Genomic DNA, 26,069 nt, shown 5'->3' with positions numbered 1-26,069 from the left:
GTAATCCTCGATTGGTTGCGACTCCAGCAATGCTTGACGCCACAACAAGGGCTCGCCACGGTCGACGTGGAGGGTGGAATGAGAAAGTTATTTTATAGCGTGGCGTTGCTTGCGCTCGGTGGCTGCACGGGAGCGGTGCCTGTCACCGGCGAAACTGCCGATGGCGAGAAGTTCACTGGAACCTTCAGCACGCCGGCTGATGGAAGAGGCGGCGGTGCGCTGGCACTCAGCGGCGACAAGGGTGCTGCCTGCGATGGACGCTGGCAACTCGACGCCGATCACGCCGGCTCCGTCGTCATCACCTGCGACGATGGCCGCACGGGCACGGCCGAACTGTCGGTACGCGAAACGCCCGGCACGATGAGGGGCATGCTGGGTGGCAAGCTCTTCAAGGGAACGTTCGACGATCCGGCTCTCGCCTCGGGTAAATGATGCCTCTGAAGTTCACGATTGATCACGAGAAGCGTTTTGTTCATGCCACGGCCGAGGACCGGGTCGTCCTCAAGGATGTCGAAGACTATTTCGACGCCCTGATGGTGCAGGACGCCATGCCCTACCCCAAGCTGATCGACGCCACCTATGCCCGCTTCGAGGCGAGCGACGACGACATCATGGCGCTGGGCGCCAGGGTCAGCGCCTATGCCGCCGTCGACCCGCGCGGGCCGATCTGCCTGGTCGCCGTGACCAACCATGCGATCGACACGTTGCGCCGCTTCGCCAACCTCGGCGGCGCCAGCCGCGCCGCCAAGATCGTCAACACCGTCGAAGAAGGACGCCGGTGGCTCGCGGAGCAGATGAAGTAACGCCCGACCTTAAGGCTGCACGTCGAGCCCCTTGTAGAGGGGCGCACTGTAGATGCCGTGGGCCCTCACGTTCTTGATGCTCTTCTTGGCGACCAGGAAGAGCCGCGAATGGGCCGCGGGAATCATCAGCGCCTCGTCGTGCATCATGCGCTGGACGAGCTTGAAGTATTTCTCGCGCTCGGCGTCGGTGGTCGCGGTGCGGCCGGCATCGAGGATGCGATCGGTCTCGGGGTCGTCCCACATCATGCGGTTCGGCACCGGCCGGTTCTTCGAGTGATAGTAGAGATACATCTGGTCGCCCGCCGAGGTGTAAGGCACCGAGAGCGTCCAGATGTCGTAATCCTGCTGCGCGATCTTCTGGAAGAACACCGTGGGATCCCAGGTCTGGATCTTGATGTCGATGCCGACGGTGCGCGCGGCCGCCTGCATCACTTCCGACAGCTTGGGATTCTGGCCCACGGTGTAGGAGTACATCAGCAGCTCGAGCTTCTTGCCGTCCTTGTAGCGGAAGCCGCCCTCACCCACCTTCCAGCCCGCCTCGTCGAGCAGCTTCTTGGACAGCTCGGGATCGCGCTTGGTGAGCACGTCGAGCGTGGCCGGCTCGAAGTCCAGCGACTTCGGGTGCACCAGCGAGCGCGCCGTCTCGGCCTGGCCGAAGAAGATCGCCTTGTTGATCTCCTCGCGGTCGACCAGGTGGGCCAGCGCCTTGCGCACCCGCTTGTCCTGCAGGTTCTCGCGCGTGCTCTTGAGCCCCCAGTAGAACATCGCGAAATCGGCAGTCGGCTCGTAGACCGTGAGGTTGGGCGCCTTCTTCAGACTCTCGATCGCCTGCAGCGGGTTCCAGTGGCAGAAGTCGGCCTGACCCGACAGCATGGTGGCGATGCGCGTCGTCTCCTCCGGCACAATGCGCCAGATCATCTTCTCGTACTTCACCGGCCCCTTGTTGGCGTAGACGCCGGTCGGGCCCCACTTGTAGGCATCGTGCCGTTTCAGCACGAGATCCTTGCGCGGCTGCCAGCTCTCCCAGCAGAGCGGCCCGGTGCCGTCGAACCCCTTGACGCCGAAGTCGGCGCCCAGCGCTTCGACATTCTCCTTGTTGATGATGGTCGCGGCGAAATTCGCGAGATCGACCAGCAGCTCCGAGTGCGGGCGCTTCAGCTTGTAGACCAGGGTGTAGGGATCGGGCGCGGTCAGGCTGTGGATCTCGCCCAACCGCCAGTAGAACGGCCACCTGGCCGAGGGATCGGCGAGCCGCGTGAAGGAATAGATGACGTCGTCGGCGGTGAACTTCTTGCCGCTGCAGAAGGTGACGTCGTCGCGCAGCTTGAAGGTGTAGGTCAGCCGGTCGTCGGAGATGGTCCACGACTTGGCCAAAAGGGGATGAACGTTCTTCAAATCCCAGTCGAGGGCGACCAGGGTGTCGCCCATCATGAACATGGGATGCCCCATGCCGCTCGACGTGTTGCTGTGGGGATCGTATTTCGGTGCATCCTGCGAGCGGATGTTCACCAGCGTTTGCGCCGTGGCCGGTGTCGAGAACGCGCACCAGCCCATCGCGAGCGCCATCACGGCGCCCGTTACTCCCTTGACCATGCATTTCCTCCCGTCGGTGTTTCCCCGCTTGGGAAACAGCCTAGCGGCTGCCGACGCGATCGTGAAGGCCATCCACTGGAGTGAGGCGCCCCTGCCGGGCTAAGGTCGGGAAATGCCGATCAACTACACTATCGACCATGAGGCGCGCCTGGTGCGGGCGCGAGCCGAAGGCATCATCACCCTGAAGGACATCGAAGATTTCTCCGACGCCGTCGTCGCCCAGGACGCGCTCGCCTATCGCAAGCTGTTCGATGCCAGCGACGCGGCCGGCACCTACGACGACAACGATGTGATGACCCTGGCGGCGCGGGCCAGCGCCTATGCCACCCTGACTAAGCGCGGCCGCCTGGCGCTGGTGCCGCGGCGCAATGCCATGCCGGACCTTGCCGAACGCTACATCAATCTCGGCAGGTTCGAGGGGCGCGCCATGATCTTCCGGACGCCGGAAGAAGCGCTCGAGTGGCTGGACAGTCCCGAGGACGAAACGCCGGAGACCTGATCAACCGACCGCAGGGCCGGTATGGTCGAGCCGCAGCCGCGACGCCGGCACGCGGCCATCCTCGGCCGGCTGATAGACGACGCTGAACAGGGTGCGCGCCTTGGCCAGCGCTTCCTCGAAGCCCTTCTGATCGCTCTCGAAGGAGTCGAAGCCGCAGCGCAGCATGAACGGAATCTGGTCCTGCAGCACGCCGCCGGTGGCGCGCAGTTCGCCGCGATAGCCCATCCGGCCCCGCAGCAGGCGTGCCTGGCTGTAGGCGCGGCCGTCGCTGAACTTGGGGAAGTTCAGCACGATCAGGCGCAGGCGACCGACATGCGGCGCCAGATCCTCGACCGGATCGGTGTTGGCGAGCGACACCGCGGGCCACTCCGGGCGCGACTGCCAGTCGGCGAAGCTCAGCGGCACGAAGGATGCGGGCAGACCCGCTTCGCTAAACAGCGGCATAGACTCGCTCCTTGAAAGGCTTGGCGCCAATGCGGCGGTAGGTATCGACGAAGCGCTCGCCGGCGCTGCGGGTGTCGAGATAGGTGGCGACCAGCGCATCGACGGCTTCGACGACCTTGTCGGCCGTCACGGCCGGACCGAGGATCGTGCCGATCGCCGTCTTGCCGAAGTCGACATCGCCACCGAGGCTGAGCTGGTAGAGTTCGACGCCGTTCTTGTCGACGCCGAGAATGCCGATGTGGCCGACATGGTGATGGCCGCAGGCGTTGATGCAGCCCGAGATCTTGATCTTGAGATCGCCGATATCGTGCTGCTGTGCCAGCCCCGCGAAGTGCGTGGAGATACGCTGCGCCACCGGGATCGAGCGCGCATTGGCCAGTGCGCAATAGTCGAGCCCCGGGCAGGCGATGATGTCGGTGATCTTGCCGACATTGGCTTCGGCGAAGCCCAGCCGGCCAAGCGCCAGCCAGACCACCGGTAGATCCTCGATCGCGACATGCGGGAAGATCAGGTTCTGCTCGTGACTGACCCGGATCTCGCCCTGGCTGTAGGCATCGGCGATGTCGGCGACGCCTTCCATCTGCGCTGCACTGGCATCGCCTGGCGGTGAACCGGCAGGCTTCAGCGAGGCCGTAACAATAGCGTAGCCCTGCACTCGATGTGGCGCGACGTTCGACTTGAGCCAGAGCGCAAAGTCCCTGTCCTCGAGCCGCAGCGCCTCGACCTTGCCCGAGATCGCCGGCTGCTCTGCCAGTACCGGCGGCGCGAACTGCCGGGCGATCGCCTCGATGGTCTCGGCCGGCAGACGGAGCGCGCTGTCGCGCATCGAGGCATACTCGGCCTCGACCTCCTCGCGCATCTTCTCCGCACCGATCTCGTGCACCAGGATCTTGATGCGCGCCTTGTAGAGATTGTCGCGACGGCCGTAGCGGTTGTAGACGCGCAACGTCGCTTCGAGATAGGCCAGCAGCTCGTCGCGCGGCAGGAACTCGCGCAGCGTCTTGCCGATCATCGGCGTGCGGCCGAGGCCACCGCCCACGATCACCTCGAAACCCACCTCGCCCTGCTCGTTCTGCCACAGGCGCAGGCCGATATCGTGGACGCGCACGGCGGCGCGGTCATTCGGCGAGCCGGTGATGGCGATCTTGAACTTGCGCGGCAGGAAGCTGAATTCGGGATGCAAGGTCGACCACTGGCGCACGATCTCGCACCAGATGCGCGGGTCCTCGATCTCGTCGATCGCCGCGCCGGCGAAGTGATCGGCCGTGACGTTGCGGATGCAGTTGCCGCTGGTCTGCATGGCATGCATGTCGACTTCGGCCAGCGCCGCCAGCGCGTCCGGCGCGTCCTCCAGCTTGATCCAGTTGAGCTGCAGGTTCTGGCGCGTCGTGAAATGGCCGTAGCCGCGATCGTACTTGCGCGAAATCTCCGCGAGCTTGCGCAACTGATGCGACGCCAGGGTCCCGTAGGGGATGGCGATGCGCAGCATGTAGGCGTGGAGTTGCAGGTAGAGGCCGTTGGTGAGGCGCAGCGGCTTGAACTGCTCCTCGGTCAGCTCGCCGGCAATTCGGCGGCGCACCTGATCGCGGAACTGATCGACCCGCTCGGCGACCAGCGTCTTGTCGTAGTCGTCGTAGCGGTAAAAATGAGTGTCAGGCATAACGCACCGCTTCCGCCGCAATGGCGTCGAAGGTGAGACCCGAGGCGCGGATCTTTTCGCGCAGGGAGAGCGGCTCGATCACGCCGGCATCGTCTTCCGAGACGGCGACGAGAAACGGATCGACGACCGTGAAGCTCTCGGCGCGGGCGCGCTCCAGCAGGATTTCCGAACCCCGCGGATCGCGCGCGATGGCGGCGCGCTCCAGCCGGTCGGTCCACTGGCCGGCATCGTCGAGCCACACCACCATGCCATCGACCAGACGGTTGGCGGAGGCGACCTGCAGTTCGCCGCTGAGATTCTTGGCCATCAGGACACCTGTGCAAGCTGAGAGGGTTCGGTAGCCGAGGTGGCGGCATAGGCCGCGACATCACCGACGATGATGAGGCTGGGACCGGCGTCGCCACCCTGGGAGTGTGGGGCAGCGAGCCGCGCCAGATCCGAGAGACGGCCGGAGGAGACCCGCTGGTCGGGCCGCGTGCCGTTCTCGACGATGGCGACCGGCGTACTGGGAGGTGAGCCGGCGTCCAGCAATCGGTCGCGCACGGAAGCAGCTTCCGAGGCGCCCATGTAGATCGCGAGTGTGTGGCCTTCGGCGGCAAACGCAGCCCACGCCGGCTGCTTGGCGCCGAGTGCACTGTGTCCGCTGACGAAGGTCACGGCCGAGGCGATGCGGCGATGGGTGAGCGGGATGCCGGCGGACGCCGCGCAGCCCAGCGCTGCAGTGATGCCGGGCACGATCGTGTAGGCAAGGCCTGCCGCGCGCAGCGCGTCGACTTCCTCGCCGCCGCGGCCGAACACGAAGGGATCGCCCGCCTTCAGGCGAACCACCGTCTGACCGGCCGCCACGCGGCGCACGAGCTCGGCGTCGATGTCGGCCTGCGCCCAGCTCGGGCGACCTTTGCGCTTGCCGACGGAAACGAACTCCGCGTCGCGACGCGCCCGCGCCAGCACTTCCGGCGGGACGAGATCGTCGTGCAGGATCGCATCGGCCTCCTGCAGAAGCTGCGCGGCGCGGAGCGTCAGGAGATCGGGATCGCCCGGCCCTGCTCCCACGATATGTGCAACACCTTGCGGGACCTGACGGCCACGCGCGGCATCGAGATCGCTCAGCACGGCGCGGCGTGCGCCGGCCTCGTCGCCCTGCATCGCCAGACGCCCCGCCGGCCCTTCGACCAGACGACGGAAGAAAGCGCGGCGACGGGCGGGATCGACGATCAGCGCATTGACCTGAGACCGGAAGGTAGCGGCCAGCCGTGCCAGCGCACCGAGCTGCTGCGGCAGCACCGCTTCGATGCGGCCGCGCAGCACGGTCGCGAGCGTCGGCGACGTGCCGCCGGTCGAGATGGCCACCACGACCTCGTCACGATCGACGATGGCGGGCAGGATGAAATCGCAAAGAGCCGGCCGGTCGGCCACGTTCACCGGCACGCCGGCCTGCTTGGCCAGACGTTGTGCGGCGGCATCGCTCTCGAGATCGCCCGTAGCGACGAAGGCCGCCGATGCGCCGCGGAAATCCTCGATGCGGGCCTCGGCCGGCACGAGCCGGCTCACCTCGGCACCGGCGGAGCGCGCGAGATCGGCCCGGCCCTGGGCCTTGGCGCCCTCGCCCACGACCACCACGCGGCGGCCGGCGAGATCGAAGAACAGCGGCAGATGTTTCACGAAACGGCGGCCCGCAGCACGATGTTGAACACCAGCATGCCGACGGCCTGGGAGACCGACAGGATCCACAAAACAGCTTCGGGTTTGCGCAGGATCTTGGACATGCTGATACCGCCTTTGATCTGGCGATATCTCGCACATCCACCATGATTTGAATTACCGAAGGTCTGCGCAAAGGCAGCAATTCTTGCCGTTCAAGACCCCGCGAAGGAAATTTTTGCTCCTCTTGAAGCCCGTTTTCCCGGACCTAAATCAGGGGCGTTCCAGTGCCCATCCGGGGCTGGGACATCACCACATCGCTCCAGGAGAGGATGACAATGCGCACTTTCGACTATTCCCCGTTTTATCGCGCCACCGTTGGTTTCGACCGGGTCTTCGACCTGCTCGATTCGGTGTCGGGCCAGGCAAATGCCAATGGCTATCCCCCGTACAATATCGAGAAGACCGGCGATAACGCCTACCGCATCGTGATGGCGGTGGCGGGCTTTGCCGAGGCCGAGCTGAACGTGACCCAGAAGGAGAACGAGCTTCTGGTCACCGGCCAGACCGCGCCCGCGAACGGCCAGGATGAGAAGCAGTATCTCTATCGTGGCATCGCCGGTCGCAACTTCGAGCGCCGCTTCCAGCTCGCCGACCATGTGAAGGTCACGGGCGCCAAGCTCGCCAACGGTCTCCTGACCATCGAGCTTCAGCGCGAGATCCCGGAGGAGAAGAAGCCCCGCGCGATCCCCGTCACCGCCGGCCAGGCCGCGCTCACTCACTAACTCAAAGTAGGTAGCAGCCTACTGTCTCGAAGGGGCGCCACGGGAAACCGTGGCGTCCTTTCTTTTTGCCCCCGTCATCCTCCTCCCCATTCAAATGGGGAGGTGCCTCGTCTTACGAGGCGGAGGGGTCATGACCCCACCGTCAGCGCAGACGCTGACACCTCCCCCGCTGACGGGGGAGGCTTTGAATTACCCCTTCGACAGGAACACGACCGACGGCTCGACCTCGACGAGGAAGTCCTCGCTCGCGAGGCTCGACACGCCGATCCAGGTCGTACAGGGCGGATTGTCACCGAACGCTGTCTTGAGAGCGGCGCTGATCGCCTTGCCCTCGCCGATATGGCTTTGCTTGATGTAGAGCCGCAGCGCGCCGACCTGGTCGAGATGCGCGCCGACCGATGCCAGCGCCGTCGCGAGATTCTCCAGGCTCTTCTCGAGCTGCCGGCCGATATCGTCACGGCCGACGATGTTGCCGTCAGCATCCCAGGCAACCTGGCCGGAGACGTGCGCCTCCCGCCCCTGCGGCGTCGCAATCACCGCGACCTGGGCGAAGCCGTATTGCAGGCTGTCGAATAGGCCGGCGGGTGCGTGCACAGATCGAGTCATCGCGCGTAGATCGCACCCTTCTCCTCCCCATTCAAATGGGGAGGTGGCGCCGTCTGCGGCGACGGAGGGGTCATGACCCCTCCGCCTCGTATGACGAGGCACCTCCCCCGTTGACGGGGGAGGCGAAGAGCAGCGCGCTCCCTACTTCGCGTGCTTGCCGGTGAGCTGCGGCGTGTGAGCGCCTTCGCCGCCCTTCTCCTTGTGCTGGAGGCGGGTCGTGCGGGCCCAGGTGCGCTTCAGCTCGTCCTTCACGTTGATGTGGAGCGTGCCGACCTTCTCGACGGTGAGTTCGATCTTGTCGCCATCCATGAAGGAATGCAGGCCGCGATGGTTGGTGCCGGTGGCGAGGATGTCGCCGGGCTCCAGCGTGTGGATCGAGCTCACCCATTCGATGCAGCGCGGGATCTGGTGCGCCATGTCGTTGGTGTTGAACTTCTGCATGGTCTCGCCGTTGTTCTTCAGTTCGATGGCGAGGTTCTGCGGATCGGCGATCTCGTCGGCCGTGACGATGCAGGGGCCGATCGGCGCGAAGGTGTCACGTGACTTCATCTGGAAGAAGACGTTGCCTGGCGGCGGCAGGCCGCGCGCCGAACCGTCGATGAAGCAGGTATAGCCGAAGATGTGCTTCATCGCGTCGGCCTGCGAGACGCGCGTGGCCGGCTTGCCGATCACCAGCGCGAGTTCCGCCTCGCCCTCGAAGATGCTGGCCGGCGCATCGGGCAGCAGCATCGTGTCGCCGTCGCCGATCACCGCCGTCGCCGCCTTGTGGAAAGCGTTGATCTGCGGCTTCTCTGGCAGGGTGCCGTCTTCCATGTAGTTCACCGCCATGCAGACGATGTTGCCGGGCTTCGGCACCGGCGGCCGCAGGCGCACACCCTTCAGCGGCTGGCCCTTGCCCTCGGCCGCGGCCTTCTCGACCTTGGCCTTGTAGGAATCCCACTTGGCGATCAGGCCCAGGATCAGGTCGCGCGAATCGAGATGCGGAATGTCCTTCACGGCGTCGGTGACGTCGACGACGCTGTCACCCTTGATGACACCCAGCCGCCACTCGTTGAAATAACAAAGCTTCACTTCTTCTCTCCCTCTTCAAGCACCTTCTTGGCCACGTTTGCCGCCGACATGGCCGTTGGCCAGCCGGAATAAAATGCCAGGTGCGTAATCAACTCGATCAGCTCTTCCTTCGTCACGCCGTTGTTGATGGCGCGGGTGAAATGCCCGGTCTGCTGCTCCGTGCGGTTGAGCGCCACCAGGGCGGCGCAGGTGATCAGGCTGCGGTCGCGCTTGGAAAGACCAGGCCGCTCCCAGACGTCGCCGAACAGAACGTTGTCGGTCAGGTCGATCAGCTTGGGCGCGAAGGCGCGGAGCTGGTCGCGTGGATTGGCGGCAGCGGCGGTCGCAGCGGGTGGCTTGGACATCGATCATACCTCCTTGCTAGGGGCTGGCATGATGCAGGAAACGCTCCGGCGGTTCCTCTCCCCATTGCGACTGGAAGCCCTCCTCGGCGCTGAGCAGGTTTCCGCCATTGGCAACGTTCAGCCGGTCTGTATCGGCCCAGCGCTCGTGGACGCGGCCCCACGGATCACACCAGTAGTCGTAGACCTGGCTGCCCAGGACATGGCGGCCTATGCCCCACATGTGGTCGTACTTGCCGACCTTCTTCAAATATTCATGGTCCTGAAAGATCGCGTCGATGTCGTGCGCCTCGTAGGAGACGTGGTTCAGCCCCCTCTTCTCGTTGTGCACGCAGAACAGGACATGGTGATCGACATAGTCGTCGCCGCGGTCGAGGCGGTTGAACGAGCCGATCACGTTTTCCTTCGGGCCGGCATAGACATCGTCGGACCGGATCATGCCCAGTGTCTCGCGGAACCATGCGGCCGTTTCCTGAACGTGCGGCGTCGCCAGCACGCCGTGCCCGATGCGCTGGATCGGCGTCGGCGACTTGCTGAGCCGCATCAAGCGGCCGGCGCGCCGGTGCGGCTCGCTGCCCGAGTTCTGGTGATCGCGTTCGGTTCTAGCTTTCGGCACCGCCTGCATGCCGTGAATGATCTCGATCTGATAGCCGTTCGGTTCGACGAGCCGCACGCGCTTGCCGCCGCCCGGCTCGTCGATGGTCTCGATCCCCGAGGCGCCCGGCAGCTTGGCGACGCGCTTGAGATCGTCCTCGCTCTCCGCGTGATAGGCGAAGCCGATGAACTTCGTGCCGCCCTTGTGCACGGCGTGCAGGTGATGATGGCCGTCGGTGCCGCGCATGTAGAGCGCATCAGGCGTGCGCTCCGCCCGCACCAATCCGAAATGCGTCAGGAACTCCTCCATCTCGTCCAGGTCCGGCGCTTCCATGCGCGGAAAGGCAAATTCGGCAACCTTGATCGCGACCATCGTTTCCTCCGTATTTTTTCGTATCTTTAGCGACGCATGTTGGCGGCGAGCCACTTCACAGTGGCCGCCACTGCCTGATCGTCGATGCCCCAGAAGCCGTGATAGTGCGCGGCGCCGCACGGCTCGGCCGTCTTGCTGCGCGGACCGCCGCCTTCGAGCGTGACGATATCGACCCGCGGCGAGCCGATCAGCATCTCCTTGAACTTGTCGGCATCGGCCGGTGCCGAGGTACGGCAAGCGTCGAGCCGATGACGCAGCAACAGCACCGGCACGCGGACCTGTCTCAGGTCGCCCACCGTGCTCGCGCTGCCGCCCTTGCCCTCGCCCATCAGGACACCGGACGAGATCACCGCCGCGTCGGGCAACACCGCCGACTGCCGCGTGAAGACGCTGGCCACGGCCAGCGCGCCGCGGCTCGTTCCAATGATCGCCACGGGCCTCGCCACCTCGCGCGCGGCCTCGACCACCGCCGCCACGTCCTGGGCATAGGCTCTGCCGAAGCGATAGTTGTCCTTGCCCTTGAGGTCGGCGGCGACGTCGGGCACGAACACGGCATAGCCCGCCCGCACATAGAGGCTGCGCGTGCGCACCAGATGGTTGCCGCTGAGCCCGCTGCCGATGCGACCCTGGGAATCGATATCGAGCACGCCGTCTCCACCCGCCATCAGCACGACGCTGCCGATGGGGCTCGCCGGCCTGTCGACCAGAACGCGCAGGCTCACGTTCGGCCGCGGCGACAGAGTGAGCAGCGTCTCGGCCGCGTACACCGGCAGCGCCAGGAATATCATTCCCAGCAACGCACCGAGGAACGCGGCCGGCCGCATGGTTACTTGCTCTTGAACTTGTCGGGCAGGCGCTCCTCGTTGCCGAGCGCCACCTTGCGCACGCCTTCGCTGTCGGGGCTGGGCGGGAAGCCATCGGCGGAGCGCGGCGCCGGCGTCTCGACGACGGTGTTCGAGAGCCGGCCGACGCCCGTCACTTCGATGTCGATCGTGTCACCTGCCTGCAGCGGCCGCGAATTGGCCGGCGTGCCGGTCAGCAGGATATCTCCCGGCAGGAAGGTGATGTGGCGCGCGAGATCGGCGATCAGGTAGCCGCAGTCGAAGATCTGTTCGCTGACCGAGCCCTCCTGCACCATCTTGCCGTTCTTGTAGCTGCGCAAGGTCGACTGGCGCACATCGACGCCGGAAACGAGGCCCGGCCCGATCGGACAGAACCCGTCCATGCCCTTCACGCGCAGCATCGAGCCGCCGTCGGTGTCGCGGAAGTCGTGGCAGCCGAAATCATTGGCCGGGGCGAAGCCCGCGATGCAGTCCCACGCCTCTTCGCGCGTCACGTTCTTGGTGACCTTGCCGAACACGACGGCCATCTCGCCCTCGTAGTTCACGTAGGTGTAGCCCTGGGGCTTCACCAGCTCGCCCTTGTGGGCGTTGAGCGCGGTCAGCGGCTTCTGGAAATAAGTCGGCGTCTTGGGCGGCACGCGCGTGTTGTTGAACTCGTAGTAGCGCGAAATGTAGTTCACGTGCACGCACAGGATCTTGGTCGGGCTGCACGGCGGCAGATGGACCACGTCCTTCTCGTCACAGGTGCGGCCGTCGGCGAAGACGATCTTGCCGTCCTTGAATTCCACCCAGTAGGCGCTGCCGTCCTTCATGACGTGACGAACTTCTTTGCGCGGCCCCTCGAGAACGCTCATCCTACTCACTCCCCTCACTTAAAGATCGAACCAGACGTGGACGTTGCCAGTGCCCGCCGCGTTCTCGTACTCCGAGAGCTGCGTGCCCCTGGCGCGGCAGGCCTTGCCGCCCAGCGCGCCCATCATCTGGGCATAGTGCGCGCCGTGGCCTTCGTATTTCGCGGCTTCCAGTTCGGGGAAGCGGTCGAGGACGGTATCGTGCCGCCCCTCCTTCCACAGCCCCAGCACTTCCTGGTCGAGCGCGCGGTTCTTCGGGTCCGAGACATTGTCGGGATGCCAGATGCGCGGGTTGGGCGGGATGTGGTCGAGGTCGTAGAATTTGTGGCTCATCGCGCCCGAGGCCAGCAGCACGACGCGGGCGTCGGAGCGGCGGATCGCTTCGGCCACCACTTCGCCCATCTGCAGGAAGTGATGGAACTTCGCGGTCTGGCAGGTACCGACGCTCAGGACCTTCTCGCCGCGGCCGAGATAGTGCACGACATTGATGGTCGGATAGTGCAGCGGCAGTGACTTCTCATTGGCATTGCGCGCCGCCACCCGGCGCTCCAGTGCCACCTCCTCGACCAGCGCCGCGAGCTCGGGCGCGCCGCGATAGTCGTAGGCGAAGCCCGACATGGCGAACGGCAGCTCGTCGGAGGTGTAGCGGCCCTTGTAGTGCGGGGCGCCGGCCACGAGATGCATCGACGTCGTGATCCAGTGCGTGTCGAACAGCACGAATGTATCGGGTTTCACTGCATCGATCTTCGCCCGCACCCGGTCGAAGCCCTCGATGAGATCGGAGTCGCGCCCGTTGCCGCGCTGCACGCGCACCTCCTTGGGCTGCACCAGCCCCGGATGATGCGAAACGATGGCCGCGCCGACGATCTGGCCCATGGCTTGTCTCCCGCTTACTTCCCTGCCGCCTGAATCGCGCGCCAGACGTTGTGGGCGTTGGCGGGCATGGGGACGTCCTTGACGCCGAGCGGCGCCAGCGCGTCGAGCACGGCGTTCATCACCACCGGCATGGCGCCCACGGTGCCCGCCTCGCCCGCGCCCTTGGCGCCCAGCGGATTGTACTTGGTCGGCACGGGGTTGGACTTGACCTCCATGCTGCACATCGTGTCGGCGCGCGGCATCGTGTAGTCGAGGAAGCTCGCGGTCAGGAGCTGGCCGCTCTCGCGGTCCCACACCACCTGCTCGCCCAGGATCTGGCCGACGCCCTGTGCCACGCCGCCATGGATCTGGCCCTTGAGCCCGATCGGGTTCATCACCGTGCCGACATCGTCGACCACGGCATAGCGGTCGAGCTTGACCTCGCCGGTCTCGGGATCGACCTCGACCTCGCAGATGTGACAGCCGTTGGGATAGGTGTCCTTCTCGCCGAGGAAGGTCGCGTTCTCGTAGAGCCCGCCCTCGAAGCCGCTCTTGGGCCATTTGGTCGGATTGAACGCCGCCATCGCGACCTGTTTCAGCGGCACCGACTTGTCGGTGCCCTTGATGGTGAAGGTGCCCTCGGCGAACTCGATGTCCTGCTCGCCCGCTTCCAGCAGATGGCCCGCGAGCCGCTTGCCCTTCTCGATCACCTTGTCGGCAGCAAGGAACAGCGCCGAGCCGCCCAGCACGGTCGAGCGCGAACCGTTGGTGCCCATGCCGAAGGCCACGCGATCGGTGTCGCCGTCGATGAACTGCACGTCGGCAGGGTCGATGCCCAGCCGCTCGTTCAGGATCTGCTTGAACATGGTCTCGTGGCCCTGGCCCTGGTTCTTCGTGCCCATGAGCAGCGCCGCCGTGCCGCTGGGGTTGAAGCGGATCTCGGCATATTCCGGCTGTGCCGTGCCGGCGGCCTGCTCGATGGCGTTGATGATGCCAAGCCCGCGCAGCTTGCCGCGCTTCTTCGAGTCCTCGGCGCGCGCCGCATAGCCCGCCACGTCGGCGAGCTTCAGCGCCATGTCCATGTTCTTCTCGAACTCGCCGCAGTCGTAGAATGGCCCGACCGGGCTCTGATAGGGCAGTGCCGATTCCGCCAGCATGTTCTTGCGCCGCAGCTCGACCCGGTCGACGCCCAGCTCGCGCGCCGCATCGTCGATCAGCCGCTCGATGAGATAGATCGCCTCCGGGCGACCTGCGCCGCGATAGGGCGCCGTCGGGTTGGTGTTGGAGAGCACGCCGATCACATTGAGATAGGCCTTGGGGATCAGGTAGACGCCCAGCACCGTGCCGATCATGCCGAAGGGCGACAGCAGGTTGCGATCAGACCCGACATAGGCGCCGATGTTCGCCAGCATGTTGAGCCGGAGCGCGACGAACTTGTTGTCCTTATCCAACGCCAGCTCGATCTCCCCGACATTGTCGCGACCATGCTCGTCGGCCATCACCGCCTCGGAGCGCTCGCAGGTCCATTTCACCGGACGCAGCAGCTTGCGCGCCGCCCAGAGCGTCAGCCGATGCTCGACATACTGCCAGCCCTTGGTGCCGAAGCCGCCACCCACGTCCTGGGCGATCACGCGCATCTTGCTTTCGGGAACCTTGAACACGTTCTGCGCCAGCATGTTGCGCACGCGATGGGGGTACTGCACGTCCGCATAGAGCGTCATGCGATCCTCGCCCTGGTCGTAGACGCCCAGGGTCCCGCGCGGCTCCATGTACTGGGCATGGACGCGGGTGATCACGTAGCGCCGCTTGATGACCCGGGCAGCGCCCTTGATCGCCTCCTCGGTCGCGGCCTTGTTGCCGCGCTCGATGAAGTTGGAAATGTTGTCGGGGCAGTCATCCCACACCGCAGGCGCGCCGGGCTTCACCGTATCCTCGGTCAGGGTCACCGAGGGGATCGCCTCGTAGTCGATCTCGACCAGTTCGGCCGCGTCCTTGGCTTCGGCCAGCGTGCTGGCCACTACCATCGCCACCGGATCGCCGACATAGCGCACGCGATCCGTGACCAGCGCCGGCCGTTGCGGCGCGTACATCGGCTTACCGTCGGGCCGCTTCCTCGGCATGTTGGCCTTGGGCATGCCGAGCCCGTCGGCGACCACATCGTGGCCGGTATAGACCGCGAGCACACCAGGCGCGGCAGCGGCGGCGGCGGTGTCGATGCCGTTGATCTTGGCGTGGGCATGCGGGGAGCGGACGAACACGGCATAGACCTGGCCCGGCAGGTTCACGTCGTTGATGTAGCGGCCCTGCCCGCGCAACAGACGCGGGTCCTCGAAACGCAACACCGGCTGGCCGATACCGTACTTGCTCATGAGCTTCTCACTCCCCGAAACGTCTTTGACCTAACTCTACGACTGGCTCACGACGTGAGCGAGCGGTCGCCAGCGCGCCATGTCGGCTTCAACGCGGGCGCGAAATTCAGCCGGTGTGCTAACCCGCGTGTCGTTGCCCAGCTCTTCCAGCTTGCTCTTGATCTCGGGCCGCGCCATCGCCTGCTTGAAGGCTTCGTGCAATCGATTGCACACGGCGGGCGGCAGGCCGGCCGGCGACGTGAAGCCCAGCCAGGAGACGACGTCGTAATCCGGCACCAGGGTCTCCGCGAGCGTCGGCACATCGGGGAAGCCCGGATGGCGCTCCTTGGAGGTGACGGCGATGGCGCGAAGCTTGCCCGACTTCAGGAAGGGCTGGGCGTTCGAAAAGGTGATGACGTGCATGTCGAGCCGGCCGCCGACCAGATCGTTGTAGGGTTGGCCGAGCCCGCCCTTGTAGGGAACATGGGTGAGCTTCGCGCCGGTCTTGGCCAGCACCAGCTCGACGGCCATGTGCAGGGTCGAGCCGACGCCTGAGGTGCCGTAAGTCAGCGTGCCGGGCGACCGCTTGGCTTCGTCGACATAGGCCTGCACCGTCTTGAAGCGCGAGTCCGGCGCCACGGTGAAGACGAAGGGAAAGCGCGTCACGATCGAGATGAACTCGAAATCGCGCAGGAGATCGTAGGAGAGCGTGCGATCGGTCGCCGACACCACCGCCTGCCCGCCCGTCATCAGATAGAGCGAGTACCCGTCGGGCTTCATGCGCGCGACCTGGGTGGCGGCAAGGCGTTCGGCCGCGCCGGGCCGCGGCTCGATCACGATCTGCTGGCCCAGCGTCTCGGTCAGCGGGCCGCTGAGATGCCGCGCAATGGTGTCGGGATTGGAGCCGGCGTCGTAGCCGTGGATCAGCCGGATCGTCTGTGCCGGCCACGCCTGCGCCCGCGCGATGGCGGGGGTTGCAAGCGCTGCCAGCAGTACTGAACGCCGTTGCAGTTTCATCCCTTCCTCCCTTGGTTCTTTCCCGGGTGAGGCGCTTTTTTTGTTTATGTGCCGCTACTCACCCTCCGCGGGTTCTCCTCATCCCAGCGGACCCATGAACGTCTGGTCGGCATAGGTGTCGGACAGCGGATCGAGCACCGCGGGCCAGTCCTTGCCGACCTTGCGGCGCAGTTCGGGCGGGCGGGGTTTGCCGTCCCAGCCGATGCGTTCCATGTAGTAGTAGAGCATCAGGCAGTGGCCGGCCGGATCGAGGACGTGCGCGGCGTAGTCGACGCCGGGATAGAGTTCCGCCGGTATCGCGTCGGAGAACGGCACGCCGTGCTTCTTCAAGAAGGCGACGGCATCGCGGAGCTGCTGGTAGCTGCCGACCTCCACGCCCATCGAGGCGCAGCTCGTGTCGGGGTTGAGCCCCAGTTCGCCGCGCAGCGTCTTGGGGAACAGCGACAGCGAATGATGCTCGCTGCCGTTGCGCAGGAAGACGCAGCGATGGCCCTTGTAGGTCACGGCCTCGGTGCGAACGAAGCCCATCGTCTCGGTATAGAAGGCCTCCGACGCGCCGACGTCGGACACGAACAAACTCATGGGCCCGATGTTCGTCACCTTGAAGGGCCGTGGCAGCTTCACGCCCGCGACGATGTATTCCTCGCCGGTCTTGTCGTCGATGACGTTGCCGGCGTCGATGTCGATGCCCTTGGCGATGGCTTCACGCACTTCCTGCGCTTCCGACATCTGCGGCAGTTCGGGCGTCTCGCGGAAGGCGCGGTAGTACATCGACTCGGGCTTGGAGCGGCCGTCCCAGCCGATCTGCTCCATGCCGTAGTAGAGCTCGACCGTGTGGCCGTCGGGATCGCGAATATAGGTGTGCCAATTGCTGCCCGGCATGTCGCGGCCGACCCGGCGGATTTCGACCTGGCGATCGCGGAAGTAGTCGGCCGCGGCAAAGACCTCGTCCATCGTGCCGACCTGCCAGGTGATCTGGTTCACCGTGACGTCGCGCGAGACGGCATCGTCGCCGAAGATCGCGCCCAGCGACTTGTGCGCCAGCAGGAAGGCATGATGGTCGGAATTGTGGCTCATGAAGACGATGCGCGGGTCCTGCATCCGCTTGGCCAACTCCTCGCGGCCGGGGACCTTGGAGAAGTCGCGCGTGTCGGTGATGCGAAAGCCCAAGAGCCGCGAATAGAAGTCGAGGCCCTGGCCGAGGTCCGCGACGTTGAAGCCGAAATGGCCCAGCCGGCGGATCTTGAACGGCCGCGGATAGCGCACGCCGCCGACATCGTAGGTTCCGTTGGTTGCCGTCGTCGAAGTCGTGACACTCATGGTCCTCTCCTCATACCTTGCGGCGCTTGGCGAGCTTCAGCGGCCGCGCATTGCCGCGGATCAGTCCCGGCACGTCGGACACCGCCTGCTCGACGGTGGTGCGGATATGCTGTTCCAGCAGCGAACAGGCGAGATCGACGTCGCGCGCCAGTACGGCGTCGCGGATCTGCTCGTGCTCGTTCTTGCGGTGCATGCGGCTGTGAATCATCGTCAGCCAGTGATAGCGGCGCGCCTGGTCGAACAGCTCGCTACGGAAATGCAGCGACCACGGCGAGCGGCAGGTCGCGACCAGCGCATCGTGGTAGCGCTTGTGCCGCTTGGCCCATTCCTGCTTCACCTGCGGCAGGTCGTCGGTCTTGGGCGGCGCGAGCTTGCTCAGCAGAAAGTACGAGCTGACGATCTCCGCTTCCCAGGCGTCGGTGCCGTGGCGGATGGCATCGGCCAGGGTCTTGGTTTCGAGATAGACGCGCAGTTCGGAGAGATCGAGGAAGTCGGCCAGCGAGATCGGCGCCACCTGGAAGCCGCGGCCTGCCTCGGTGCGCGCCAGCCCTTCGGAGACGAGATGTGACAGCGCCTCGCGCAGGGTGCCGACCGAGGTGCCGTAGCGCTGGCGCAGCTCGCCGAAGCGCAGCTTCTGGTCGGGCTTCAGCACGCAGCAGAGGATGTCCTCGCGCATCTTGCTCAACACCTCGAAGGTCGCGGCGCTTTCGCGACTGACATCCTGCGGCGCGGTCGTCGCCTCCGGCTGGTTCTCGTTGGCGCCCTCGAAAGGAGCCGCAGGAAGGATCTTGGCCATGGTCACCTCAAACGCCCAGATAGGCTTCGCGGATATGCGGCTGCTTCAATAGCTCGTCCGGCAGGCCGGTGGCGACAATGCGTCCCTGCTCCAGCACATAGGCCCGGTCGGCGATGCTGAGCGCCTTGAGCACATTCTGTTCCACCAGCAGCACCGCCGCCCCGTCGTCTCGCACCCGCGAGATGATGTCGAACATGTCGTCGACGATGGTTGGTGCGAGGCCCAGCGACGGCTCGTCGAACAGCACGATGCGTGGCCGGGCCATCAGCGCCCGGCCAATCGCCACCATCTGCTGCTGGCCGCCCGAGAGTTCGCCGGCCGGCTGCTGGCGCTTGTCGCGCAGGATCGGGAACAGGCCGTAGACGCGCTCCAGTGACGACGCCCGCGCCGCCCGTGCCGACGGCAGGTAGCAGCCCAGTTCGAGGTTCTCTTCGACCGTCATCTTGGTGAACAGCCGCCGGCCTTCCGGCACCAGCGCGATGCCGTGGCCGCAATAATCGTGGGCGCGCACCTTGGTCATGTCGGCGCCGTCGAAGCGCAGCTCGCCCTGGCGGCAGCGCAGCAGGCCCGCAATGGCGTTGATCAAGGTCGTCTTGCCGGCACCGTTGGGGCCGATCACCGAGACGATCTCGCCGGCATCGACGTCAAACGAGACGTCCCACACCGCGGGCGCGTCGCCGTAGCCGATATGGAGGTGGCGCGCTTCAAGCAGCATAGGCTTTACCGAGATAGATGCTGACCACACGCGGATCGCGCATGATCTCGCGTGGCGCACCCAGCGCAAAGAGCTTGCCCTCGTTCAGCACGGCCACGCGGTCCGACAGCTCGACCATGGCGCGCATCAGATGCTCGACGAAGACGATGGTCGCGCCCTGCGCCCGGATGGCCCGCACCAGCCGGATGGCATTGTCGACCTCGGCCGGGTTGAGGCCGGACAGCACCTCGTCGAGCAGCAGCAGCTTCGGCCGTGCCGCCAGCGCCCGCGCCAGTTCGAGGAACTTGCGCTCGTGCAGGTTCAGCTCGGCCGGCAACGCCTCTTCCTTGCCGGCGAGGCCGGTAAAGCCGATCCAGTGCAGCGCCTCGTCGCGGATTTCGGCCTGGCTGCGCAGCGGCCCGCCGAAGGTCGCGGCCATCGCCACGTTGTCGAGCACGCTCATGTTCACGAAGGGCCGCGGGATCTGGTAGGTGCGCGCCACGCCGCGGCGGGCGATCTCGTGCGCCGGCAGGTTGCCGATCTGCACGCCGTCGACGGCAATGGTGCCGCCGCTCAGCGGATAGAAGCCCGAGATGACGTTGATCAGCGTCGTCTTGCCCGAGCCGTTAGGACCGACCAGCCCCAGGATCTCGCCTTCGCGCACGTCGAGATCGACGCCGCCCAGTGCCTGCAGGCCGCCGAAACGCTTGGCGGCGCCCCTCACCTCCAGGATATGGCGCGTGCCGATCGGCTTGGCCGCTTCCGGCACGACCGGGATCACCTCGGCGCGATGCCTTTCCTCCGCGACCGGCCGATGGCGGCGCTTCAGCCACGCCTTCACCGCCGGCACGACGCCATCGGGCAGCCACAGTATGGCGAGGATCAGCACCAGCGCCACGACGGCGCGGCCAACCATCGCCTCGCCGCCGCTGATGAAGGCATAGAGCAGCGCCGTGATCACCGTGGCGCCGACCGCCGGGCCGAACCAGTGGCGCGAGCCGCCGAGCACGCTCATCAGCACGACATAGAGCGGCACGGTGAGTTCGAAGGTGCCGGCCACGGTGAGGAATCCGACATACATCGCATGGATGCCGCCGACCGCGCCCGCGATGCCGGCAGACAGTGCGAAGGCGATCAGCTTGTAGCGGAAGGTCGGCACGCCCTTGGCTTCGGCCACATCCTCGTCGTCGTGGATGGCGAACAGGCCCATGCCCAGCCGCGAACGGGTGACCCACCAGGCGGTGCCCAGGGTTGCGATGCACATCAGGAAGCCCAGCACGTAGATCGTGCCGGTCTGCGTCGGCATGATGTTCGGCATCGGCACCGCGCTCATGAACACGCCGGCGCCGCCGTCGATCGGCGTGTTGAGGATAATGGTGGCAACAACGAAAGTGACGGCGAGCGTCAGCAATGCGAACAGCTCGCCGCGCAGCCGCTTCATGCGGAACACGACCGCGCCGATGCCGACACCCAGCAGGGCGGCCAGCGCACCGGCCGCCGGAATGGTTGCGAGGAACGGCACGTTGGCCTGCGTCGTCAAAGTGGCCGTCGTGTACATGCCGACGCCGAAGAAGGCGGCGTGGCCCAGGCTGAAATAGCCCGCGAAGCCCGAGAGCAGCGCCCAGCTCGTCGCCAGCGAGACCCAGAAGAAGACGAGATAGAAGAAGGAGTCGTAGAAGGCCGGCAGGCCCGCCGTCGGCAGGATCGCGAAGGCGACGATGCCGAGGACGGCGGCGATCTTGGGAACGTTCTTCGCGACGCTCATGACCACTCCGGATCCCAGAGCAGGATGGCGATCAGCACCGAGAAGGACACGACCGGCGCCCAGGCCGGACTGAGCACCGCCATGGCGACGGACTCGCTGGCGCCGATCAGCATGCCGGCGAACAGCGCGCCCAACGGATTGCCGAGCCGCCCGATGATGACGACGGCGAAGACCACGCCCAGCCACGCCCAGATCTGCGCCGGCGCCAAGGTCGCGATCAGAGCGATGAAGGTGCCCGCGACGCCGGCATAGGCGGCGCCGAGACCGGAGAGAAGATAGGCGAGCTTCTTGTGGTCGACGCCATAGGCCGCCGCGATGTCGGCATCCTCGGCGCTGGCCCGCAGGGCCTTGCCGACATAGGTCTTGCGCAGCCACAGCCACGTCCCCCAGGCCAGCACGCCCGCCACGAGGCAGAGGATCAGCTCCAGCACCGGGATGTAGAAAGGCCCGGCTTTGATCGACCAGGTCGAGTAGTGAGTCTCGAAGCGGCGGTAGTCGGCCGTCCAGTAGAGCTGGATGCCAACTTCGAGCATGACCGCGAAGCTGAAGGTGATCAGCAGCGAGGCCAGCTCGTTCACCTTGAAGCGGTCGAACAGCCAGTGCTGCACGAGGCCGATGGCGAACATCGCCGGCACGATCACCAGCACCGACCACCACGGCTCGATGTGGTAGGTCGTGCCCATCTCGTAGGTCAGATAGGCGGCGAGGAAAGCCAGTGCGAAGTGGCTGAGATTGACCAGCCGCAGTAGGCCCCAGCTGAGGCTGAGCCCCAGCGCCAGCAACCCGTACATCCCGCCCGCCAGCACACCCGATATCAACGCCTGCCCCAGCAGCGTCCCGCTCGGCATCATGTGCGGACGCCGTGCAATCGATTGCACAAGGTTTTCACCCTCAGCCCCCGATCAGCTTCACGCCGGGGGCGGCGAACTCCTTCGGCCAGACGACCTTCCATTCCTTGTTTTGAACCTGGCGGATCAACTGAGCCGGCGCGCCGTGGTTAAAGGGGCCGTCGAACTTGGTGGGGCCGTAGATCGTGTTGACGACGTTCTTCTTCAGCCAGGCGGCGATCGCCTTGTCCTCCAGGCTCTTGGCGCCGTTCACGCCCTGCTCAAGGATCTGCCACTCCGACACCATGCCGGCGGCCTGCGCGTCGATGATGGGATACGGCAGGTTCGCCTTGGTCGCGCGCTCCTTGTAGAGCTCGGCGATCCTCTTCACGCCCGGCCGGCTCATGAAGGGCTCGTCGGGTTCGAGGAAGGTCGAGCACCAGACGAGGTTGCCGTCGGGCGAGAGCGCGAGCGGGCCCGGCGCGGGATAGAGGTGGAAGCTGTTCTTCGGCTTGTAGTCGAGCTTGCGCAACGCCTCGAGGATCTGGTTGCTCTCCAGGCCCAGCGAGCCGACCCACAGGAAATCGGCGTTGGCTTCCTTCACGCGGGCAGCGATGGCGCCGAAGTCGCGGTTGCCGGCTTCGTATTCGAGAAAGAGCGGCACCTTCACGCCGCGCTTCTCGGCCTCGACGCGCATGCCCTGCGCCATGAACTGCGCCGACGGGAACTTGCTGGTCAGCACCACCATCGTCTTGGGCGCGGGCGAGAGCGTCGCCATCGCATCGAGCAGAACGTTGGGATAGCTCTTGTCCGGCTCCGGCCCGAACGGCGTCGCGGGAAACGCCATGTCGTAGGTCTGCAGCTTGGGGATACCCATGCTGCTCTGGATCATCACCTTGCCGTAGCGCTGCGCCACGCCCATCGCCGCCAGGATCGGTGCGGTCGCATATGGCCCCTGTATCAGGTCGACCTTGTCGACGGTGATCAGCTTCTCGTAGAGGCTGCGCGCCACGTCGGGCTTTGACTGGTCGTCGAGCAGGATGAATTCGACCGGCCGGCCGAGGAAGCCATCACGGCTGTTGATCTCCTCGACCATGATCTCCGAGGCGATCTTGTGGATGACGGCGGTCTGCGCCAGGAAGCCCGTCAGCGACAGCGTGCCGCCGACGCGGACCGGCTTGCCTGAAGGCGCCGCGCGCACGATTGCCGGCGCTGCCATCAGCCCCGCCGTCGCAGCCAGTGCTCCGCCCAAGAAAGTGCGCCGACGCGACGCGCCCATCCCTTTAGTCATCGTTTCCTCCGCGCGGCGCATTGTTTTTGGCGCGCCGTCGCGGGGCATCGTGGCGAAACATCTTCGAGCTGTAAACGGATTTTCGAAAGTTTCGAAACTTTCGAAGAAACGTTACCGCTCAGTAACTCTCGTCAATGACATCAAAGGAGATCCCATCGAGTGATTTCACCACCAGCACGCGTCGTCGCAGTGCTGGCATGAACGACCTCCAGATGCTTTATGCTGGCGCCGGAAGAAGTCACGGGAGTTGCGCCATGAAGAGCTACAAGGTCGTCGAATTCGGCAAGCCGCTGCAGAAGGTCGAGGAGACGAACCCCGCCCCGCAGGGCACGGAAGTGCTGGTGCGCGTCACCGCTGCCGGCGTCTGCCACAGCGACGTCCATCTGTGGGAAGGCTTCTTCGACATGGGCGGCGGCAACAAGGTCTCGACGCAGAAGACCATGAACCCGCCGCGCACCATGGGCCACGAGATCGTGGGCGAAGTGGTCGCCGTCGGTCCCGACGCGAAGGGCGCCAAGGTCGGCGACAACGCGGTGGTCTATCCCTGGATCGGCTGCGGCAAGTGCTGGTACTGCAACGGCGGCATCGAGCATCTCTGCCCGACCCCGCGCGCGCTCGGCGTCAACAACGACGGCGGCTATGCCGACCATGTCCTCGTGCCGCATGCGAAATATCTCTATCCCTACGGCAACCTGCCGGTGGAACTGGCCTGCCTCTATGCCTGCTCTGGCATCACGGCGTTCGGCGCGGTCAAGAAGGCGGTCGGCCAGGATGGCGGCAAGCCGATCCTGGTGATCGGCGCCGGCGGCGTCGGCCTGATGGGCGTGCGCTTCGCCAAGTCGGTGCTGGGCCATCAGCCGATCGTGGCCGACATCGACGAGAACAAGCGCAAGCTCGCGCTGGAGAACGGCGCCATCGCCGCGCTCGATCCGCGCGACAAGGATGCGCGCAAGCAGATCCAGGAACTGACCGGCGGCACCGGCGTGGGCGCGGCCATCGACTTCGTCGGCGCGGAAAGCTCGGCGCAGTTTGGCCTGAAGGCGCTCGGCCGCGGTGGCCGGCTGATCATCGTCGGCCTGTTCGGCGGCAATTTCTCGATCCCACTGCCGATGTTCGCCTTCACCGGCTGCCAGATCGTGGGTTCCGTCACCGGCAGCCCGGCCGAGATGAAGGAGATGATGGACCTCGTCACCGCCGGCAAGGTGACGCCCGTGCCGGTCATCAAGCGCAAGCTCGACGAAGCCGATGCCACGCTGCAGGAACTGCGCAAGGGCCTCATCATGGGCCGCGCGGTTCTGGTGCCTTAAGCAGAAGCATGCCGGGGGCGCGCGACTCCAGTCGCGCGATTCATGATCATGACCGCGCCAGTGGACTGGCGCGCCCCCAGCATTGAGGAGACTCCCACCATGAGCCAGGCCGGGCGGGCGCTCGCCCATGCCTTCGAGATCGGCGCGCTCGTCGCTCCGGAGGGACGGACGTTCCTGCTGCGTGCCGAGCCGGGCACGTTGGGCGATGTCGATGCCGAGCAGTCGCTGCGGCCGGAGTACCTGCGCCTGAAGCGCGCGCACTGGAAGGTCGTGCCGCGCCTCACGGAGACGGGCTACGGACAGGGCCTCGTGCTGTTGACCAAGCACAAGGAAGAGAACTTCGCCAACATCGCGCGCGCCTGGGATCTTCTCGTGCCCGGCGGCGTGCTGGCCTGCGCTGGCGCCAACGAAGACGGCGCGGCGAGCCTGGAGAAGAACGTCGCCAAGGCGTTCGACGGCGCGAACCAGCTTTTCAAGTTCCACAGCCGCGTCTTCTGGTTCGCCAAGGGCGAGCGTGCCCCGCCCGACTACTGGCGCCAGCTCGCCACATTGCAGCCGGTCGGCGACGGTTCCTGGAAAAGCCAGCCCGGCCTCTTCTCCTGGGATCGCGTCGACGACGGATCGGCCCTTCTCGTTCAGCATTTGCCGAGCGATCTCGCGGGATCGGTCGCCGACTTCGGCTGCGGCTGGGGGTTCCTCGCGCGCCATGTGCTGGCCCACTGCCCTGGCGTCATGAGCATCGACGGCATCGACGCCGAGCATCGCGCGCTCGAAGCCGCCGAGGTGAACGTCACCGATGCACGGGCGAAGTTCCACTGGCTCGATCTCGTGACCGAAGCCGCACCCGCGACCTACGACGCCATCGTCTGCAACCCGCCCTTCCACAGCGGCCGCGCCGCCACGCCATCGCTCGGCCAGCAGATCATCGAGGCCGCGTCGCGCGCGCTGAAGCCCGGCGGCCGCCTCTACATGGTCGCCAACCGCGGCCTGCCCTACGAGCCCACGCTCAAGGCGAACTTCACCAGCTTCGAAACGCTCGCCGACAACAACAAGTTCAAGATCACGAAGGCGGTTCGTTAGCGGCGCAGCACCGCGTAGGAAAAGTGCTGCTCTGATCCGCCGGGAGTCATGTGCGTTTCCCGCGCCTCGTCGATCAACTGGAAGGAGCGCCCCAACCGCGCCGCCAGGGTTTGCGGGCTGTATCGCTGCACCGGAAGGCCGCTGCACTTTTCGGGGCCGTCGAGCGCGAATGTCGCCATGATCACCGTCGCGCCGGGCCGGGTGGCGTCTTCGAGGGCGGCGATGTAGGCGTCCTGACGGGCAGTGTCGGTCAGGAAATGGAACACCGCCCGATCGTGCCAGACCTGATAGTGCCGCGGCGCTTTCCATTGCGTGATGTCGGCGACGATCCACGACACCTTGCTCTTCGCCGATCCGAGCCGCGCTTTCGATTTCGCGAGTGCGGCCTCCGCTACATCGAGGACGGTGACATCGCCGAAGCCCTCGGCCAGCAGGTCGTCGACCAGGGTCGAGGCGCCGCCGCCGATATCGATCACGGGCGCCGCCCGATCCGGTGCCGCCGCCACGATCATCTGCAGCGAGCGCACCGGATGGCGCTGATACCAACTCACCGCCGTCTCGGCCTTGGCGGCATAGACATCTTCCCAATGGCTGCGCGAGCTGCCCATGGGAGCCTCCTTGTATTGGCGACACGCGCCAGAAGCTGGAGGCCGTTCTGTAGCTCGT

General features: G+C 65.8%; 27 protein-coding genes. 6 read left to right on the top strand and 21 right to left on the bottom strand.

Features of this window, described 5'->3' with window-relative positions:
* Nucleotides 1–78: 78 nt before the first annotated feature.
* Nucleotides 79–432: a hypothetical protein gene (locus EPO50_RS02665; protein WP_296341101.1), complete on the top strand. Its 354-nt coding sequence runs from the start codon at nucleotides 79–81 to the stop codon at nucleotides 430–432.
* On the top strand, nucleotides 429–803 hold the full coding sequence (locus EPO50_RS02660; RefSeq protein WP_296341100.1) for a hypothetical protein: 375 nt from the start codon (nucleotides 429–431) through the stop codon (nucleotides 801–803). Before EPO50_RS02665 ends, EPO50_RS02660 begins: the two co-directional genes overlap by 4 nt.
* A 9-nt stretch (nucleotides 804–812) precedes the next feature.
* On the opposite strand, the gene EPO50_RS02655 is transcribed toward EPO50_RS02660, so the two are convergent.
* Nucleotides 813–2,396, bottom strand: a complete 1,584-nt coding sequence (locus EPO50_RS02655; protein WP_296341099.1) for an ABC transporter substrate-binding protein — start codon at nucleotides 2,394–2,396, stop codon at nucleotides 813–815.
* 112 nt (nucleotides 2,397–2,508) lie between these two features.
* On the opposite strand from EPO50_RS02655, the gene EPO50_RS02650 reads away from it, so the two are divergent.
* Complete coding sequence (locus tag EPO50_RS02650) at nucleotides 2,509–2,895, top strand: hypothetical protein (protein WP_296341098.1); 387 nt, start codon at nucleotides 2,509–2,511, stop codon at nucleotides 2,893–2,895.
* Here EPO50_RS02650 and EPO50_RS02645 read toward each other — a convergent pair whose 3' ends face one another.
* From EPO50_RS02645 to cysG, 4 genes are read right to left on the bottom strand one after another with little or no spacing between them, the layout of a single operon-like run.
* Entirely contained in the window at nucleotides 2,896–3,339 is a 444-nt protein-coding gene (locus EPO50_RS02645; protein WP_296341097.1) for a DUF934 domain-containing protein, read from the bottom strand.
* On the bottom strand, nucleotides 3,326–4,999 hold the full coding sequence (locus EPO50_RS02640) for a nitrite/sulfite reductase (protein WP_296341096.1): 1,674 nt from the start codon (nucleotides 4,997–4,999) through the stop codon (nucleotides 3,326–3,328). Before EPO50_RS02640 ends, EPO50_RS02645 begins: the two co-directional genes overlap by 14 nt.
* Nucleotides 4,992–5,306 (bottom strand): DUF2849 domain-containing protein, encoded by a 315-nt coding sequence (locus tag EPO50_RS02635; protein WP_296341095.1) that lies wholly within the window; start codon nucleotides 5,304–5,306, stop codon nucleotides 4,992–4,994. The genes EPO50_RS02640 and EPO50_RS02635 overlap by 8 nt, the downstream gene beginning before the upstream one ends.
* Nucleotides 5,306–6,661 (bottom strand): siroheme synthase CysG, encoded by a 1,356-nt coding sequence (gene cysG / locus EPO50_RS02630; protein ID WP_296341094.1) that lies wholly within the window; start codon nucleotides 6,659–6,661, stop codon nucleotides 5,306–5,308. The genes EPO50_RS02635 and cysG overlap by 1 nt, the downstream gene beginning before the upstream one ends.
* 317 nt (nucleotides 6,662–6,978) lie before the next feature.
* Between cysG and EPO50_RS02625 the strand changes: the two genes are divergently transcribed.
* Nucleotides 6,979–7,425 carry an Hsp20 family protein gene (locus EPO50_RS02625; RefSeq protein WP_296341093.1) on the top strand — a complete coding sequence of 149 codons (447 nt, stop codon included), beginning with the start codon at nucleotides 6,979–6,981 and terminating at the stop codon, nucleotides 7,423–7,425.
* Nucleotides 7,426–7,614: 189 nt separating this feature from the next.
* Here the strand turns inward: EPO50_RS02625 and EPO50_RS02620 are convergent, their stop codons facing one another.
* The 15 genes from EPO50_RS02620 to EPO50_RS02550 all read right to left on the bottom strand — a co-directional run bounded on the left by EPO50_RS02620 (nucleotide 7,615) and on the right by EPO50_RS02550 (nucleotide 23,016).
* On the bottom strand, nucleotides 7,615–8,031 hold the full coding sequence (locus EPO50_RS02620; RefSeq protein ID WP_296341092.1) for a Rid family hydrolase: 417 nt from the start codon (nucleotides 8,029–8,031) through the stop codon (nucleotides 7,615–7,617).
* Between the two features lie 141 nt (nucleotides 8,032–8,172).
* A complete protein-coding gene (locus EPO50_RS02615) occupies nucleotides 8,173–9,102 on the bottom strand; it encodes a fumarylacetoacetate hydrolase family protein (RefSeq protein ID WP_296341091.1) in 930 nt (309 codons plus the stop codon).
* Nucleotides 9,099–9,446 carry a carboxymuconolactone decarboxylase family protein gene (locus EPO50_RS02610; protein ID WP_296341090.1) on the bottom strand — a complete coding sequence of 116 codons (348 nt, stop codon included), beginning with the start codon at nucleotides 9,444–9,446 and terminating at the stop codon, nucleotides 9,099–9,101. Before EPO50_RS02610 ends, EPO50_RS02615 begins: the two co-directional genes overlap by 4 nt.
* A 16-nt stretch (nucleotides 9,447–9,462) precedes the next feature.
* Nucleotides 9,463–10,410: a hypothetical protein gene (locus tag EPO50_RS02605; RefSeq protein WP_296341089.1), complete on the bottom strand. Its 948-nt coding sequence runs from the start codon at nucleotides 10,408–10,410 to the stop codon at nucleotides 9,463–9,465.
* A 26-nt stretch (nucleotides 10,411–10,436) separates the two neighbouring features.
* Nucleotides 10,437–11,234, bottom strand: a complete 798-nt coding sequence (locus tag EPO50_RS02600) for a hypothetical protein (protein ID WP_296341088.1) — start codon at nucleotides 11,232–11,234, stop codon at nucleotides 10,437–10,439.
* 2 nt (nucleotides 11,235–11,236) lie between these two features.
* Nucleotides 11,237–12,106, bottom strand: a complete 870-nt coding sequence (locus EPO50_RS02595) for a fumarylacetoacetate hydrolase family protein (protein ID WP_296341087.1) — start codon at nucleotides 12,104–12,106, stop codon at nucleotides 11,237–11,239.
* 18 nt (nucleotides 12,107–12,124) lie between these two features.
* Nucleotides 12,125–12,979, bottom strand: coding sequence for a hypothetical protein (locus EPO50_RS02590; RefSeq protein WP_296341086.1), 855 nt, complete (start codon nucleotides 12,977–12,979; stop codon nucleotides 12,125–12,127).
* Nucleotides 12,980–12,993: 14 nt separating this feature from the next.
* Entirely contained in the window at nucleotides 12,994–15,327 is a 2,334-nt protein-coding gene (locus EPO50_RS02585) for a xanthine dehydrogenase family protein molybdopterin-binding subunit (RefSeq protein WP_296341085.1), read from the bottom strand.
* 36 nt (nucleotides 15,328–15,363) lie between these two features.
* Complete coding sequence (locus tag EPO50_RS02580; RefSeq protein ID WP_296341084.1) at nucleotides 15,364–16,323, bottom strand: tripartite tricarboxylate transporter substrate binding protein; 960 nt, start codon at nucleotides 16,321–16,323, stop codon at nucleotides 15,364–15,366.
* Nucleotides 16,324–16,401: 78 nt separating this feature from the next.
* A complete protein-coding gene (locus EPO50_RS02575; RefSeq protein ID WP_296341083.1) occupies nucleotides 16,402–17,643 on the bottom strand; it encodes a VOC family protein in 1,242 nt (413 codons plus the stop codon).
* A 10-nt stretch (nucleotides 17,644–17,653) separates the two neighbouring features.
* On the bottom strand, nucleotides 17,654–18,439 hold the full coding sequence (locus tag EPO50_RS02570) for an FCD domain-containing protein (protein ID WP_296341082.1): 786 nt from the start codon (nucleotides 18,437–18,439) through the stop codon (nucleotides 17,654–17,656).
* A gap of 7 nt (nucleotides 18,440–18,446) precedes the next feature.
* Nucleotides 18,447–19,154 carry an ABC transporter ATP-binding protein gene (locus tag EPO50_RS02565; RefSeq protein WP_296341081.1) on the bottom strand — a complete coding sequence of 236 codons (708 nt, stop codon included), beginning with the start codon at nucleotides 19,152–19,154 and terminating at the stop codon, nucleotides 18,447–18,449.
* Nucleotides 19,144–20,898, bottom strand: coding sequence for a branched-chain amino acid ABC transporter ATP-binding protein/permease (locus EPO50_RS02560; RefSeq protein WP_296341080.1), 1,755 nt, complete (start codon nucleotides 20,896–20,898; stop codon nucleotides 19,144–19,146). The genes EPO50_RS02565 and EPO50_RS02560 overlap by 11 nt, the downstream gene beginning before the upstream one ends.
* Nucleotides 20,895–21,749 carry a branched-chain amino acid ABC transporter permease gene (locus EPO50_RS02555; protein WP_296341079.1) on the bottom strand — a complete coding sequence of 285 codons (855 nt, stop codon included), beginning with the start codon at nucleotides 21,747–21,749 and terminating at the stop codon, nucleotides 20,895–20,897. The genes EPO50_RS02560 and EPO50_RS02555 overlap by 4 nt, the downstream gene beginning before the upstream one ends.
* Nucleotides 21,750–21,789: 40 nt before the next feature.
* Nucleotides 21,790–23,016: an amino acid ABC transporter substrate-binding protein gene (locus EPO50_RS02550; RefSeq protein ID WP_296341078.1), complete on the bottom strand. Its 1,227-nt coding sequence runs from the start codon at nucleotides 23,014–23,016 to the stop codon at nucleotides 21,790–21,792.
* A gap of 254 nt (nucleotides 23,017–23,270) precedes the next feature.
* Here EPO50_RS02550 and EPO50_RS02545 point away from each other — a divergent pair, with 254 nt between their 5' ends.
* A complete protein-coding gene (locus EPO50_RS02545; RefSeq protein WP_296341077.1) occupies nucleotides 23,271–24,323 on the top strand; it encodes an alcohol dehydrogenase in 1,053 nt (350 codons plus the stop codon).
* A 99-nt stretch (nucleotides 24,324–24,422) separates the two neighbouring features.
* Complete coding sequence (locus tag EPO50_RS02540) at nucleotides 24,423–25,403, top strand: class I SAM-dependent methyltransferase (RefSeq protein WP_296341076.1); 981 nt, start codon at nucleotides 24,423–24,425, stop codon at nucleotides 25,401–25,403.
* Here EPO50_RS02540 and EPO50_RS02535 read toward each other — a convergent pair.
* The gene (locus EPO50_RS02535) at nucleotides 25,400–26,011 is read right to left on the bottom strand and encodes a trans-aconitate 2-methyltransferase (RefSeq protein ID WP_296341075.1); all 612 of its coding nucleotides are present in this window, start codon (nucleotides 26,009–26,011) and stop codon (nucleotides 25,400–25,402) included. The genes EPO50_RS02540 and EPO50_RS02535 overlap by 4 nt on opposite strands.
* Nucleotides 26,012–26,069 lie beyond the last annotated feature (58 nt).

It is taken from the genome of Reyranella sp. (assembly GCF_004297405.1).
Classification (GTDB): Bacteria; Pseudomonadota; Alphaproteobacteria; order Reyranellales; family Reyranellaceae; genus Reyranella.
This window is presented reverse-complemented; position numbering and strand designations above follow the sequence as displayed.

Coding starts and splice junctions, on each gene's coding strand:
- EPO50_RS02545 (WP_296341077.1), top strand. CDS start 23,271: ATGAAGAGCTACAAGGTCGTCGAATTCGGCAAGCCGCTGCAGAAGGTC.
- EPO50_RS02620 (WP_296341092.1), bottom strand. CDS start 8,031: ATGACTCGATCTGTGCACGCACCCGCCGGCCTATTCGACAGCCTGCAA.
- EPO50_RS02580 (WP_296341084.1), bottom strand. CDS start 16,323: ATGAAACTGCAACGGCGTTCAGTACTGCTGGCAGCGCTTGCAACCCCC.
- EPO50_RS02585 (WP_296341085.1), bottom strand. CDS start 15,327: ATGAGCAAGTACGGTATCGGCCAGCCGGTGTTGCGTTTCGAGGACCCG.
- EPO50_RS02655 (WP_296341099.1), bottom strand. CDS start 2,396: ATGGTCAAGGGAGTAACGGGCGCCGTGATGGCGCTCGCGATGGGCTGG.
- EPO50_RS02660 (WP_296341100.1), top strand. CDS start 429: ATGATGCCTCTGAAGTTCACGATTGATCACGAGAAGCGTTTTGTTCAT.
- EPO50_RS02640 (WP_296341096.1), bottom strand. CDS start 4,999: ATGCCTGACACTCATTTTTACCGCTACGACGACTACGACAAGACGCTG.
- EPO50_RS02625 (WP_296341093.1), top strand. CDS start 6,979: ATGCGCACTTTCGACTATTCCCCGTTTTATCGCGCCACCGTTGGTTTC.
- EPO50_RS02535 (WP_296341075.1), bottom strand. CDS start 26,011: ATGGGCAGCTCGCGCAGCCATTGGGAAGATGTCTATGCCGCCAAGGCC.
- EPO50_RS02610 (WP_296341090.1), bottom strand. CDS start 9,446: ATGTCCAAGCCACCCGCTGCGACCGCCGCTGCCGCCAATCCACGCGAC.
- EPO50_RS02540 (WP_296341076.1), top strand. CDS start 24,423: ATGAGCCAGGCCGGGCGGGCGCTCGCCCATGCCTTCGAGATCGGCGCG.
- EPO50_RS02645 (WP_296341097.1), bottom strand. CDS start 3,339: ATGCCGCTGTTTAGCGAAGCGGGTCTGCCCGCATCCTTCGTGCCGCTG.
- EPO50_RS02590 (WP_296341086.1), bottom strand. CDS start 12,979: ATGGGCCAGATCGTCGGCGCGGCCATCGTTTCGCATCATCCGGGGCTG.
- EPO50_RS02605 (WP_296341089.1), bottom strand. CDS start 10,410: ATGGTCGCGATCAAGGTTGCCGAATTTGCCTTTCCGCGCATGGAAGCG.
- EPO50_RS02595 (WP_296341087.1), bottom strand. CDS start 12,106: ATGAGCGTTCTCGAGGGGCCGCGCAAAGAAGTTCGTCACGTCATGAAG.
- EPO50_RS02555 (WP_296341079.1), bottom strand. CDS start 21,749: ATGATGCCGAGCGGGACGCTGCTGGGGCAGGCGTTGATATCGGGTGTG.
- EPO50_RS02550 (WP_296341078.1), bottom strand. CDS start 23,016: ATGACTAAAGGGATGGGCGCGTCGCGTCGGCGCACTTTCTTGGGCGGA.
- EPO50_RS02635 (WP_296341095.1), bottom strand. CDS start 5,306: ATGGCCAAGAATCTCAGCGGCGAACTGCAGGTCGCCTCCGCCAACCGT.
- EPO50_RS02650 (WP_296341098.1), top strand. CDS start 2,509: ATGCCGATCAACTACACTATCGACCATGAGGCGCGCCTGGTGCGGGCG.
- EPO50_RS02560 (WP_296341080.1), bottom strand. CDS start 20,898: ATGAGCGTCGCGAAGAACGTTCCCAAGATCGCCGCCGTCCTCGGCATC.
- EPO50_RS02600 (WP_296341088.1), bottom strand. CDS start 11,234: ATGCGGCCGGCCGCGTTCCTCGGTGCGTTGCTGGGAATGATATTCCTG.
- EPO50_RS02565 (WP_296341081.1), bottom strand. CDS start 19,154: ATGCTGCTTGAAGCGCGCCACCTCCATATCGGCTACGGCGACGCGCCC.
- EPO50_RS02570 (WP_296341082.1), bottom strand. CDS start 18,439: ATGGCCAAGATCCTTCCTGCGGCTCCTTTCGAGGGCGCCAACGAGAAC.
- EPO50_RS02665 (WP_296341101.1), top strand. CDS start 79: ATGAGAAAGTTATTTTATAGCGTGGCGTTGCTTGCGCTCGGTGGCTGC.
- EPO50_RS02575 (WP_296341083.1), bottom strand. CDS start 17,643: ATGAGTGTCACGACTTCGACGACGGCAACCAACGGAACCTACGATGTC.